At 65.7% G+C, this 12,517-nt stretch carries 10 protein-coding genes; 5 read left to right on the top strand and 5 right to left on the bottom strand.

Annotation, left to right across the window (positions count from 1 at the left end; all coding sequences use genetic code 11):
* Positions 1–3 precede the first annotated feature (3 nt).
* From MRY80_RS13625 to MRY80_RS13615, 3 genes are read left to right on the top strand one after another with little or no spacing between them, the layout of a single operon-like run.
* Positions 4–780, top strand: coding sequence for an SDR family oxidoreductase (locus MRY80_RS13625; protein ID WP_293291569.1), 777 nt, complete (start codon positions 4–6; stop codon positions 778–780).
* 33 nt (positions 781–813) lie between these two features.
* Entirely contained in the window at positions 814–2,046 is a 1,233-nt protein-coding gene (locus MRY80_RS13620; protein WP_293291568.1) for a styrene monooxygenase/indole monooxygenase family protein, read from the top strand.
* 7 nt (positions 2,047–2,053) lie between these two features.
* The gene (locus tag MRY80_RS13615) at positions 2,054–2,542 is read left to right on the top strand and encodes a flavin reductase family protein (protein WP_293291567.1); all 489 of its coding nucleotides are present in this window, start codon (positions 2,054–2,056) and stop codon (positions 2,540–2,542) included.
* An 83-nt stretch (positions 2,543–2,625) separates the two neighbouring features.
* On the opposite strand, the gene MRY80_RS13610 is transcribed toward MRY80_RS13615, so the two are convergent.
* The 5 genes from MRY80_RS13610 to MRY80_RS13590 form a co-directional block, all read right to left on the bottom strand.
* Complete coding sequence (locus MRY80_RS13610) at positions 2,626–4,161, bottom strand: indolepyruvate oxidoreductase subunit beta family protein (RefSeq protein WP_293291566.1); 1,536 nt, start codon at positions 4,159–4,161, stop codon at positions 2,626–2,628.
* Entirely contained in the window at positions 4,158–6,305 is a 2,148-nt protein-coding gene (locus tag MRY80_RS13605) for an indolepyruvate ferredoxin oxidoreductase subunit alpha (RefSeq protein WP_293291565.1), read from the bottom strand. The genes MRY80_RS13610 and MRY80_RS13605 overlap by 4 nt, the downstream gene beginning before the upstream one ends.
* Positions 6,306–6,387: 82 nt before the next feature.
* Entirely contained in the window at positions 6,388–6,864 is a 477-nt protein-coding gene (locus MRY80_RS13600; RefSeq protein ID WP_293291564.1) for a MarR family transcriptional regulator, read from the bottom strand.
* Positions 6,861–8,423: an NAD(P)/FAD-dependent oxidoreductase gene (locus tag MRY80_RS13595; protein ID WP_293291563.1), complete on the bottom strand. Its 1,563-nt coding sequence runs from the start codon at positions 8,421–8,423 to the stop codon at positions 6,861–6,863. Before MRY80_RS13595 ends, MRY80_RS13600 begins: the two co-directional genes overlap by 4 nt.
* 3 nt (positions 8,424–8,426) lie before the next feature.
* A complete protein-coding gene (locus MRY80_RS13590) occupies positions 8,427–9,218 on the bottom strand; it encodes a cyclase family protein (protein WP_293291562.1) in 792 nt (263 codons plus the stop codon).
* 52 nt (positions 9,219–9,270) lie between these two features.
* Between MRY80_RS13590 and MRY80_RS13585 the strand changes: the two genes are divergently transcribed.
* Positions 9,271–10,887 (top strand): NAD(P)/FAD-dependent oxidoreductase, encoded by a 1,617-nt coding sequence (locus MRY80_RS13585; RefSeq protein WP_293291592.1) that lies wholly within the window; start codon positions 9,271–9,273, stop codon positions 10,885–10,887.
* A gap of 29 nt (positions 10,888–10,916) precedes the next feature.
* A complete protein-coding gene (locus MRY80_RS13580; protein WP_293291561.1) occupies positions 10,917–12,437 on the top strand; it encodes an ABC transporter substrate-binding protein in 1,521 nt (506 codons plus the stop codon).
* Positions 12,438–12,517: the final 80 nt, after the last annotated feature.

The following is a 12,517-nucleotide window of genomic DNA, read 5'->3' as shown; positions in this document are numbered from 1 at the left end:
AACATGCGAGGACTGGAAGGAAAGGTGGCGATCGTGCCGGGCGGCGCGACGAAGATCGGCGCGGCGATCGTCAAGGCGTTTCAGGCGGCCGGAACGAAAGTCATGGTGGCCGACATCAACGCCGAGGCCGGCGCGACGCTTGTCGGCGACGGGGTCGCGTTCAAGGAAACGGATCTGCGCGACGACGCCCAGATCGCGGCACTCGTGGAAGCGACGAAGGCCGAATTCGGCCGGATCGATTTCCTGGTCAACGTCGCCTGTTCCTATCTCGACAACGGCGCGGCTTCGACCCGGGCGGAGTGGCTCGAAAGCCTCGACGTCAACATCGTCGGTTCGGTCATGCTGATGCAGGCCGCCCGCGAGGAACTGGCCAGCAACGGCGGCGCGATCGTCAATTTCGGCTCCATCTCGGCGCGCGTCGCCCAGACCGGCCGCTGGCTCTATCCGGTCTCCAAGGCCGCGATCCTGCAACTCACCCGCAACCAGGCGATGGACCTCGCCGGCGACGGCATCCGCGTCAATGCGGTCTCCCCGGGCTGGACCTGGTCGAACATCATGGACGAACTGACCGGCGGCAATCGCGAGAAGACCGACAGCGTGGCGGCCCCCTTCCACCTGCTCAAGCGCACGGGCCATCCCGAAGAGGTGGCGTCGGCGGTGCTGTTCCTGTGCTCCGACGAGGCGGGCTTCATCACGGGAACCGATATCCGCGTCGACGGCGGCTACACGGCGATGGGGCCGGAACGTGCCGAGCCGGCCATTCCGCTTCTGATGGACTGACAACGAGCTTCGAACGCAAGGGAGAACAGGACAATGCGCAAGATCACCATCATCGGGGGCGGCCAGTCCGGCCTGCAACTGGGTCTCGGCCTTCTGAAGAACGGCTATCAGGTCCGCGTGGTGCAGAACCGCACGGGCGAGGAAATCGCCGCGGGCAAGGTGCTTTCCAGCCAGTGCATGTTTCACGATTCTGTCCAGAACGAACGCGATCTGGGCATCGACTATTGGTCGGACACATGCCCGCCGGTCGAAGGCATCCAGTTCTGCGTTCCCGACCCGGAGGGCTCGGGCAACAAGGTCATTGACTGGGCCGGACGGCTCGACAAGCCGGCCTATTCGGTCGACCAGCGGGTCAAGATGCCGAAATGGCTGGACGAGTTCGAGGCGCTCGGCGGCCAACTGGTGATCGCCGAGGCCGGCATTGCCGATCTGGAAACATATGCGCGTCAGGACGATCTCGTTTTGGTCGCCTCCGGCAAGGGCGAGGTCGGCCGCCTGTTCGAGCGCGACGCGGAGAAATCGGCCTATGACAAGCCGATGCGCGCGCTGGCGTTGACTTACGTCACCGGCATGGTGCCCCGCGCCGAACACTCCGCCGTCTGCTTCAACCTGATCCCGGGCGTGGGCGAATATTTTGTCTTCCCGGCGCTCACGACCACCGGTCCCTGCGAGATCATGGTCTTTGAAGGCGTGCCCGGCGGCCCGATGGATTGCTGGGGCGACGTCAAGACGCCCGAGGCGCATCTGGCGAAAAGCAAGGAGATCCTCGACACTTTCCTCCCTTGGGAGGCGGAGCGTTGCCGCAACATCGAACTGACCGACGACAACGGCATTTTGGCAGGCCGTTTCCCGCCGACGATCCGCCGACCGGTCGCGACCCTGCCGTCTGGCCGGCATGTCCTCGGCATCGGCGATGCGGTCTGCCTCAACGATCCGATCACCGGGCAGGGCTCCAACAATGCGTCGAAGGCCGCCGCCGTCTACCTGAAGCGCATTCTGGATCACGGCGACCAGCCCTTCGACGCCGCATGGATGCAGGGCACGTTCGACGCCTTCTGGGACTATGCCCAGTGGGTCGTGCAGTGGACCAACATGCTGTTGCTGCCACCGCCGCCCTTCATCCTGGAGATTATGGGAACGGCTTGTGCCGAGCCGCGGCTCGCTCATCGCATGGCCAACGGCTTCAACGATCCGCGCGACTTCTTCCCCTGGTTCGCGGACCCGCAGGCGGCCGCAGACTATCTTCAGGAACTGAAGGCCGCGTGAGATGACCATGCAGATCGACCCCGCCGATTTCCGCTCCGCCATGGCCCGCTTTCCCGGCGCGGTGACGATCGTCACCGCACGGACCGGGGGCGAACGGCGCGGCATTACCGCGACGGCGGTCTGCTCGGTGACGGCGGAGCCGCCCAGTATCCTCGTCTGCCTGAACCGCAAGACGGGCACCTGCGCGGCGGTCGCCGAGACGGGGCGGTTCAATGTCAATCTCCTGGCCGGCGATGGTGGCGAGGTGGCGATGCGTTTCGCGGGCCAGGGCGGGGTGACCGGCGAGGACAAGTTCGCCGCGGGCAACTGGGGCGAGGACGGGCGCGGACTGCCGATCCTGCATGACAGCGTGGTAAGCCTCTCCTGCTACGTCACCGAACAGATGGAAGCCGGCTCCCATGTCGTCTTCATCGGCGCGATCACCGCGATCGAGACCGGCGAGGGCGCGGCCCTGATCTACGAGCAGTCCCGGTTCCACCGGCTGACGCCGCTCTGAGCGGCGAAAGGCACATGAGCATAGAAGAGCCGCCCGGCATCGACGATGCCGGGCGGTTTCCTATTGAGGTCGCGACGGTGGCGTCAGACGAAACTGCGCACCGTCTTCAACGCGCCGTCGAGTGCCTTGCCGCCCTCGTCCAGAAGGGCTGCCTCGCGCAGGCGGCGGATCCAGTCGGCGGCGTCGTCGCGACCGGCAACCAGACCGACGCCTTCCATCACGCGGGCGAATTTCGACTGTCCGCGCGCGTGGGTGTCGGAGTAGCCCTTCACCAGGCGCTGGCAGCGCAGGACTTCCACGGCGAGATCGTAGTCGCGATCGACCACTTCTGTGACTCGGCCGAGCCAGGCGTCGACATGCGCCATCTCGTCGGCATGGCGCAGCGTGCGCCGCCGCCAGCCCTTCAGGCCGCCGAGAAAATAGAGCGCCATGAAGGAGGACAGGCGGTCGGTGCGCATCCGCCGGCCGCGATTGAACAGCTTGTCGACCAGCGCCATGCGCTTCGGATTGGCCGCCCAGCGCGCGCCCATCTTCGCCGGCAGCATCGAGACGATTTCCTCGGCGCGAGGATGCAGGAACTCGGTCACCTGCATGACCTGCGCCTCGCCGGCGCGCATCTCGGTGGCGATCCGTTCGCGCCGTCCGGTGCGGGTCTTGGCGTCGGCAACGCGGATGATGTCGTCATAGGCCATGGCGTTGGCGAGATACTTTGCGGCTTCGCGGGCCAGTGTCCCGTCGCGATGATCCTTCGCGGCGATGCCCTCCAGCCTCTCCAGATACTCCCGGCCATAGGCGAGATCCTGAAACGAGACGACTTTCTTCAAACCGGCTTCGGCCATGTCCGCGGCGTCGCCCGGCAAGGCGCGCGTCCGCTCGATCAGCGCCTGCCAGTCCCGCATCAGGTGGTCGGGGCCGGTGACGTCCGCGGGCGCGGCGGCCTCCTCGGCGAGGGGGTTCTCTTCGCCCTGCGATGCCACCTCGAAACCGGCCGCGAACGCCCGCAAGCTGGCCTCGACGCCTTTGCCTCCGGCGCGAATCGCCTCTTCGAAGGCTTCGCGACTGAAGGGCAGGGCACCCGACGCCGCCAGCGCGCCAAACAGCGTCGCGGAGATCACGGAGCCGTTCCTCACGGCGAGCGAATCGAAATCCGCACAGATGAAGCGTCGCGCCGCCACTTCGGCCGCGGCCTTCACTTCCTCGCTGGAGGCGATGCCGTCGCCCGGCACTGTCTTTTCAGAGACCGCGAGGGCGCGGTGGCTCGACGAGATCAGAACGGTGCGGTCGGGCGTGACGAAGCCGCGCATGATCGCGCGGCCCGCTTCCATCATCTCGGCGGTCATCATGATGTCGACGTCGCCGGCCGCCGGCATCAGCGAGAAGATCGGCGTGTGCTCGCCGAGCGGCGCCATCTCCACATAGTAGACGGTTGCGCCCGTGCGCTGCGCCACGCCGGCGACGCTGGTCGCCTGGGCGGCATAGCCGTTGGCGCGTGCGACGCCTTCGATCCAGTTGGTCAGGACGCCGCCGCCCTGTCCGCCGACGGCCAGGATCGCCAGCTTGATGATGCCGCCGAGGCGCGGGTCGGCCTCGCGCGGGGCCAGGGATTCGTGAACAGTCATGACGCCACTCTGAATTCGAGACGCCGGGTTGCGCGGCGCTGGATCAGCCAGTCGATCACGCGTGAGCGCAGACCTGCCCACCATTTCTCGAACCCGCCGGGATTGTGCACCACATCGGCGCGATAGAAGCTCGGGCACAGGATCGCCGCGTCGGCGACCTCGCCGCAATTGCCGCAGCCGACACAGCTCTGGTCGATATGCGCGACCGGATCGTCGCGAAGCGGATCGTCCAGCTTCTTCAGCGACAGCGACGGACATCCGGACAGGCGCATGCAGGCATGGTCGCCCGTGCAGACCTCGGAATCAACGCCGAAGCGCGGAGCCTCGACCCGTCGGCCTTCCTTGATCGCCTTGTTGCGCAGCGGCTTCTCGCGGCGCTGCCGGTTGAGCATGCATTCCGAAGAGGCGACGATGACCTTCGGACCCTTCTCGGGCGTGGTCAGCGCTTCGCGGATCGTGTCGCGCATCCGGGCCACGTCATAGGTGCGGTCGACCTCGCGCACCCAGTCGATGCCGACGCCCTTCAGCGCCTTGGAAATCGGGTTCTTCGTGGATTTCGTCGGGTTTGAGGCGCGCGACGACATCACGTCCTGGCCGCCGGTTGCCGCCGAATAGTAGTTGTCCACCACGATCGCCACGCCGTCCGACTTGTTGAACGACATGTTGGTGAAGGAGGACGACAACCCGTTGTGCCAGAACCCGCCGTCGCCGATGATCGCCACCGGCCGCTTCTCGCCACCGCCGTCGAACGCGCCGTTGGCCGCAGGACCGAGGCCGTAGCCCATCGTCGCGCCGCCGATCTCGAAGGGCGGCAGCGCGGCAAAGAGGTGGCAGCCGATGTCGGCGGCGATCTGGTGCTTGCCGAGTTCCGCTTCGACCAGCTTCATCGCCGCGAAGATCGGCCGTTCGGGGCAGCCCGTGCAGAAGCCGGGCGGACGGATCGGCACGGTTTTGGAGAGGTCCGGGATCTCCGGCTTTTCCGCGTTCGGCGCGCGCACCGCGGCGGGCAGGAGGCCGGGCTCGGCCTGGCGGATGAAGCCCTCCAGCGCGTCGAGCATGACCGCGCCGGTATATTCGCCGGCCATCGGGAACAGGTCCTTGCCGTGCAAGGCAACCTGCGACCCGGCGCGATAGAGGAACGAACCGAGCTGCGTTTCGATGAATTCCGGCTGGCCTTCCTCGACGACGAGGACATGATCCTTGCCGGCGCAGAATTCCAGGAATTCGTCCGAGATCAAAGGATAGGTGACGTTGAGCACGTAAAGCGGAATCTGCGTTTCGCCATGGATGTCGGCGAGGCCGAGCCGCTGCAGCGCGCGAATAACGCCGTTATACATGCCGCCCTGGACGACGATGCCGAGCGAGGCTTGTTTCGGCCCGAAGAATTCGTTCAACCCGCGCTCGCGGACGAACTTCTCGGCGGCCGGCCAGCGGTTGTTGATCTTGTCCTGCTCATGGGCATAGGACATCGGCGGCAGCACGACGCGCGAGAAATCCGACCGCGGATTGGAGAGCGCGTCACGCACCGTCAGCCCCGGGCGCTGGTTGTCCTTGCACTCGAAGGTTCCGGTCACATGGCAGGAACGGATCCTGACCATCAGCATGACCGGGGTGTTGGAGGCTTCCGACAGGTCGAAGCCGTCGGACACCATCTTGACGATCGACGGCAGGTTCGGGCGCGGATCCAGCAGCCAGAACTGCGACTTCATCGCAAAGGCGTGGGTGCGCTCCTGCATGATCGAGGAGCCTTCGCCGTAGTCCTCGCCGACGATGATCATCGCCCCGCCGGTCACGCCGGACGACGCCAGGTTGGCGAGCGCGTCGGAGGCGACATTGACGCCGACCGAGCCCTTGAAGGTGACCGCGCCTCGGATCGGGTAATGCACCGAGGCCGCCAGCATGGCGCCTGCCGCCGCCTCGTTGGCGTTGGCCTCGAAGCGCACGCCGAGCTCGGCCAGCAGTTCCTCGGCATCGGCCAGCACGTCCATGAGATGCGAGATCGGCGCGCCCTGATAGCCGCCGACATAGCCGACGCCGGCTTCCAGCAGCGCCTTGGTCAGCGCCAGGATGCCTTCGCCGGTGAAGGTCTCGCCTTCTCCGAGCTTCAGATGCTCGACTTCAGCCTTAAATGACCGCTCGGCCATTGCCGCACTCCGTATTCATTTTGTCGTCAGGTGTTCGTTCATGGACTGGGCCGGCCTCTCCCAAACGCCGCATCTCGCCGCCTCAGAACTCGTGCACGCGCACATTGGCGAGCATCTTGTGCAGGGTCGCGATGAAGGCGAGGCGCTCGTCTTCGGTGATGCCGCGGAACATCCGCGAATAGGCCGAGGCCATGTGCGGCCAGAGCATCTCGAAGGCCGCACGGCCGGATTCCGTGATGAAGACGCGCACCGCCCGGTGGTCGGACGGGTCGGCCTCGCGCCGGACGAGTCCGTCATTTTGAAGCTGGTCGAGCGCCCGGCTGAGCGTCGACTGTTCTGTGATCGCGTAGACGGCGAGGTCGCGGATCGAAAGGCCGTCATTGACCGACAACACCGCCAGCGCGCGCGCCTTCGGCGTCGACAGGCCGAGATCCGACAGTTCCTCGCGTAGCGACGCATTGTAGCGTCCCATGATGCGGTTCATCAGATAGGGAACGAAATGGTTCAGTCCCAGTTCGCCGAGCTTCATGAACGGCATGTGCGGCGCCTCGTCATTCATGCGCCCAGCCTCTTGGCAGCGTTGAAGCCCGACCCGCCGCCGAGGCCGGGGCCCGGATGGGTCGAGGCGCCGATATGGATGAGGCCGCGCACCGGCCCGGTGCCGTTGGTGGAATGGGCGAAGGGTCGCCACAGGAAGAACTGGTCGATGCCGCAATGCCCGCCATAGGGGTCCCCGCCGACCAGGTTCATGTTCATCGCCTCCAGGTCGCGCGGCGAATAGGCCCGACGCGCCAGCTTGATGGCGTCGAAGTCCTTGATGTGGCGCGACAGGATCGCCTCCAGCCGGTCGGCGAAGGCTTCGCGCGTGGCTTCGTCCCATTCGAGGCTTGCAATCTCGCCGGCGGCGTCGCCCTTGATCACGCGCGGCGCGTCGGGGATCTGCAGCCAGAGAATGGCCTTGCCCTCCGGGCAACGCGACGGATCGAGCCGGTGCGGCTGGCCGACGCAGATGGTCGGCGTCTCGGGCAGCATGCCGCGCTCGGCCTCGTTCGCCGACTTCGACACCGCGTCGATCCCGTCCGAGAGATGGATCAGGGCGACGTCGTCGAGCCCGTCCGTGAGCCAATCGGGGTGCTTGTCCAGGGCGTAATGCAGTTGGAAATCGCCGCGCCCGTGCCGGAACTGGCGTACCGCCGTGCGGTCCTCGGGAAGATCGACGGTGTCGAGCAGCCGGTCGTAGAGTTGTCCGGGCGTCACCGACGCCAGCACGGACTGACAGGCGATGTCCTCGCCGCCGGCAAGGCGCACGCCGGTGACCCGGCCGTTCTTCACCAGAATGCGCTCGACATCGGCGCCGGTGCGCAGGCTGCCGCCATTCTCCTCGATCAGCGCCTTGAAGGCCTTCACGATCGAGGCGGTTCCGCCCTTGGCGATCGGCGCGCCGGCCGCTTCCAGGGCGAAGGCGATGACCTTGCCCATCTGGGCCGAATAGGCGGTTTCCGGCGTCAGGCCGGCATGCAGCCCCCAGGGCGCCCACAGTGCCTGCACGAGAGGGCTTTGATAATTGGCTTCCAGCCAGCCGCGGGCCGGGGCGAGCGCCGATCCCATCCAGGCGGCGAGGCCGCGCGCGCCGCGCTTGCGCACTTGGCCGAACAACAGCTTCGCCGTCTGCCAGGACCAGAGATTGCCGCCGAGCAGCGCGAACAGGAAGGGCGCGTCGGCCGCGATCTCGCCGACATCCCTGGCGTGCTGGTCGCCGTCACCGGTGGCGAGCGCGTTGAAGGTGGCGACGTTCTTGGCCTGGTCCATCGTCAGGACCAGGGAACTGCCATCCGGCCGCAGAACCGCGGTCGGATGGGGGGTGTGGCAATACTCAAAGCCGTGCCGTTCGAGATGCGGACCGAGTTCGGCGCCTGCCGGCCCGGTCATGAACAGCACGAAAGTGGCCGCCATCACGTCATGCGTGAAGCCGGGCAGGGTGATCGCATCGCTGCGCAAGCAGCCGCCAAGCGTCTCCTCGCGCTCCAGCACGAGCACCTTGCGACCTTCGAGCGCCAACAGGCTGGCCGCGACCAGCCCGTTGATGCCCGAACCGATGATGACGTGATCGGCGTCCAAGGCTTAGGCCTTCGGCACCAGAGCCAGCGCGCGGATCGGCGATCCCGTGCCGTTTTCGATCTTCAGCGGCGCGACGACCAGGATGGCGCCTTTCGCCGGCAGCTTGTCGAGGCTGGCGAGCGACGCAAGGCCGAAGCGGTTGTTCTTGTGCAGCAGGTTGTGCGCGGGGAAGGGCGGTTCCATGCCGCCGGCGAGACCCGCATCGGTGCCGATGCACTGGCTGCCCCAGCCGACAATGCCCTTGTCGATCAGGTAGCTGATGACTTCCGCCGTCGGTCCGGGCGTGTGCGGGCCGTTTTCGTCGGCATTGAGGAACTTGTCCTCGTCATCGGCGAACTTGTCCCAGTCCGAGCGCAGCACGACCCACTCGCCGGCGCCGATCTCGCCATGTTCGGCTTCCCATGCTTTCACATGCTCGATCGTCAGCAGGAAGTCGGGGTTCTCGGCGCTCTCCTTGGAGAAGTCGAGCACGTTGACCGGCGCGATCAGCCGCTGCACGTCGAGCGTGTCGGTGAAGCCGTCGGAGAAGTCCTTGCCGGTGATCCAGTGATGCGGCGCGTCGAAATGGGTGCCGGAATGCTCGCCGAGCTTGAGCCAGTTCCATGCCCAGAACGGGCCGTCCTTGTCGTATTCGCTGATCTTGTGGATCTCGATCTTCGGCGTGTCCACGGCCAGTTCCGGCGGCAGCTTCAGGAGCGGGGTGTTCGGGCCAAGCGTGCCCGAGCAGTCCACCACCTCGATTCCGCCTGTAGCCAGCAGTCCGGCAAGCTCTGACAGCACGTTCGCTGAGCTCATTGCAATCTCCCTTGTTGCAGCCCTGTGTCTTCGATCGAGATATACACTAGACATGAATGCATGCAAATGCAAATATCCTGCCGCCAAGAGGAGAGCGCGAGTGAGCGACGAATTCGATGCCGTGCTGATCGGTGCGGGGCACAACACACTGGCGGCAGCCGTGCATATGGCTGCGCGCGGCTGGCGTGTCGGAGTCTTCGAGCACGCTGAGGCGCCCGGCGGCGCCGTCAAGACCGGTGAATACACTCTGTCCGGCTATCGTCACGACTGGGCGGCGATGAACCTCTCTCTCTTCGCAGGAAGCGCGTTTTTCAAGGCTTATGCGGATGAATTGACGGGTCACGGCCTCGAATTCGCGCCGATCGACAAGCCGTTCGCATCTGCTTTTCCGGATGGTCGCTGGTGTGGCGTTTCGACGGATGTTGAGGCCACGACGGCGCGCATCGCGGCCCTGTCCGAGAAGGACGCAGAGCGCTGGAACGAGCTGCTCGCGGAGTTCGGTCGGGAGATCCCGCATCTCGGCCGCCTGCTCGGCGGGTCGATGAAAATTCATTCATTTGCATATTTTATGTTCAAAGTATTTACCGAGCGGGGAGCCGGCGGGCTGTTGCGGATGCTCCGCTTCCTGCTCTCCTCGCCGCGGCGCTATCTTGGCGAGACGTTCGAGAGCCCCGAGGTGCGCGCGATGCTCGCCGCCTGGGGCATGCATCTCGACTTTGCACCCGATATCGCGGGCGGCGCAATCTTTCCCTATCTTGAGGGCATGGCGGGTCAGGCGCTGGGCATGGTCATAGGCAAGGGCGGGGCCGACACGGTGGTCAACGCCATGGTCGAGACCATTCGTGCCAAGGGCGGCGTCGTGGAATGCAACGCCGCCGTGGCGCGCGTCATCAAGGACGGCGGGCAGGCGACCGGCGTCGAACTGGCAGACGGTCGCATCATCAAGGCGCGAAAGGCCGTGGTCGCGGGCGTCGCGCCCTCGGCGCTGCTGCGCCTGACCGGCGGCATGGAGCCTGCCTTCGACGACGCACTCGGCAAGTTCGTCCACGCGCCCGGCACGATGATGATCCATCTCGCGCTCTCCGACCTGCCGGACTGGAAGGCGTCGGACGAGCTCAAGGGTTTCGCCTACGTGCACCTGGCGCCGTCACTCGACCAGATGGCCCGCACCTATCAGCAGGCGCTCGCCGGTCTGCTGCCGGACGAGCCCATTCTGGTCGTCGGCCAGCCCACCGTCTTCGATCCTTCGCGTGCGCCCGAGGGCAAGCATGTCCTGTGGCTGCAGGTCCGCATGGCGCCTGGCGAGATCAAGGGCGACGCCAAGGGCGAGATCACGGCGACCGACTGGGCCAGCGCGGCCGAACCTTTCGCCGAACGTGCGCTCGACATCCTCGAAGGCTATGCGCCGGGCACGCGCGACAAGATCCTGGCGCGCCGCATCGTTTCGCCCGCCGATCTGGAGGCGGACAATCCCAATCTCGTCGGCGGCGACCAGGTCTGCGGCAGCCATCACATATCGCAGAACTTCCTGTTCCGGCCGGTTCGTGGTCATGCTGACGGATCGACGCCGACGAAGAACCTTTACCTCACCGGGGCGGCGGTTTGGCCCGGTGCGGGCACAGGGGCTGGATCCGGCTTTCTCTTGGCCAGGACTCTTGCCGGTAAATGACGGACTCAAACCTAAGACAGGGGAAGAACATGAAACTCTCTCGCCGCGAACTGATGAAATTGTCCGCTGCCACGGCAGCGGCGGGGACCTTCGGCCTGCCGGCCTTGGCCCAGGACATCGACGAACTCGTCATCGCCTACAACGTCAACCTGCCGAGCTGGGATCCGACCACCGGCCCGTCGGCGGTCAACCCGACGATCCAGGGCATCTACCAGTCGGTCTTCGACCAGTTCATCCTGCAGGAGCCGGATCTCTCGCCTGCGCCGGGCCTGCTCACCGAATGGGGCTGGAACGATGACAACACGCAGGTCATCATGAAGGTGCGTGAAGGCGTGACCTGGCATGACGGCAGCCCGTTCACCGCCGAAGACGTGGCCTGGAGCCTCGCGCGCGCGGCCGATCCGGCGACCGGCAACCCGATCAACTTCGTCTGGGCGACGCTGGAAAACTTCGCCGCCGACGGCAACACCGTCACCGCCGACGTCAAGTCGTTCGACCCGACCATCTTCAAGTGGATGTACTTCCTCACCGGCTATGTCCTGCCGAAGGCCTATTACGAGAAGGTCGGCGCGGACGGCTTCGAAGCGGCGCCGATCGGCACCGGCCCCTACATGGTCGAGAAATTCGAGCGCAACGCCTTCGTGCGCCTGAAAGCCAACGAGAACTACTGGGGTGGCAAGCCGGACTTCGAGACGGTCACGATCAAGTTCGTCACCGACGCCGCAGCACGCGTCGCCGAAGTGGAATCCGGCAACGCCCATGTCACGCTGGAAATGCCCTATGAGGAATATGATCGCCTGAAAGGCACGCTGAACGGCGTCGCTGCCCCGATCTCCGACATCGGCATGATCTTCCTGAACGACATCGACGTCATGCTCGACCCGAATGTGCGCAAGGCCTGCGTGCATGCGATCGACAAGCAGACCATCATCGACCGCCTACTGTCCGGCTACGGCGTCGCGATCGACACGCTGCAGACGCCGGAATACGAGGCCTATGATCCGTCGATCAAGGTCGCCTACGATCCGGAGAAGGCGAAGGAATACCTGGCCGCGTCCGGCTACGGCCCGGACAATCCGGTGAAGTTCAAGATCCAGACGACCAAGGGCTTCAAGCCGAAGGACTACGAGATGGTCCAGGCCATCGTCGGCCTCTGGCGCAAGGTCGGCATCGAGGCGGAGATCGAGGTCTACGAGATCGCCAAGCATTACGAGCTGCGCGCAGCCGACCAGCTTGCACCGGCGGCCTTCTACAACTGGGGCAACTCGGTCGGCGATCCGACCACCTCGACCGGCTTCGCCATGTTCGGCCCGAGCCCCCACTCCGTCTGGGACGGCGCGGACCTCATCGAGAAGATCGGGCCCCTGTGGGGCGAGGCCGACGAGGCCAAGCGCATCGAGGGCTGGAAGGCCGTCGACGCCTACATCGCCGAGAACGCACTGGTCATTCCGCTTCTGCAGTATGTCCAGCCGATCCTTTCGGCCAAGGGCGTTGCGGTCACCCCGCATGCCTCCGGTGCGCTTCTGCCGCATCTCATGAAGCGGGCCTGATCCGCTTCAGCCTGACGCTGACAATGCGCGGGACGGGTCAGCCCGTCCCGCAACCTTGTCGGCGATAGTCGAACATCCTC

Origin of the sequence: Oricola sp. (assembly GCF_022763245.1) — a bacterium.
Lineage (GTDB): Bacteria > Pseudomonadota > Alphaproteobacteria > Rhizobiales > Rhizobiaceae > Oricola.
This window is presented reverse-complemented; position numbering and strand designations above follow the sequence as displayed.

Bases quoted from the DNA above. Each gene is read 5' to 3' on its own strand.
- MRY80_RS13620 (WP_293291568.1), top strand. From the start codon at position 814: ATGCGCAAGATCACCATCATCGGGGGCGGCCAGTCCGGCCTGCAACTG.
- MRY80_RS13625 (WP_293291569.1), top strand. From the start codon at position 4: ATGCGAGGACTGGAAGGAAAGGTGGCGATCGTGCCGGGCGGCGCGACG.
- MRY80_RS13615 (WP_293291567.1), top strand. From the start codon at position 2,054: ATGCAGATCGACCCCGCCGATTTCCGCTCCGCCATGGCCCGCTTTCCC.
- MRY80_RS13580 (WP_293291561.1), top strand. From the start codon at position 10,917: ATGAAACTCTCTCGCCGCGAACTGATGAAATTGTCCGCTGCCACGGCA.
- MRY80_RS13590 (WP_293291562.1), bottom strand. From the start codon at position 9,218: ATGAGCTCAGCGAACGTGCTGTCAGAGCTTGCCGGACTGCTGGCTACA.
- MRY80_RS13600 (WP_293291564.1), bottom strand. From the start codon at position 6,864: ATGAATGACGAGGCGCCGCACATGCCGTTCATGAAGCTCGGCGAACTG.
- MRY80_RS13585 (WP_293291592.1), top strand. From the start codon at position 9,271: ATGAATGCATGCAAATGCAAATATCCTGCCGCCAAGAGGAGAGCGCGA.
- MRY80_RS13610 (WP_293291566.1), bottom strand. From the start codon at position 4,161: ATGACTGTTCACGAATCCCTGGCCCCGCGCGAGGCCGACCCGCGCCTC.
- MRY80_RS13605 (WP_293291565.1), bottom strand. From the start codon at position 6,305: ATGGCCGAGCGGTCATTTAAGGCTGAAGTCGAGCATCTGAAGCTCGGA.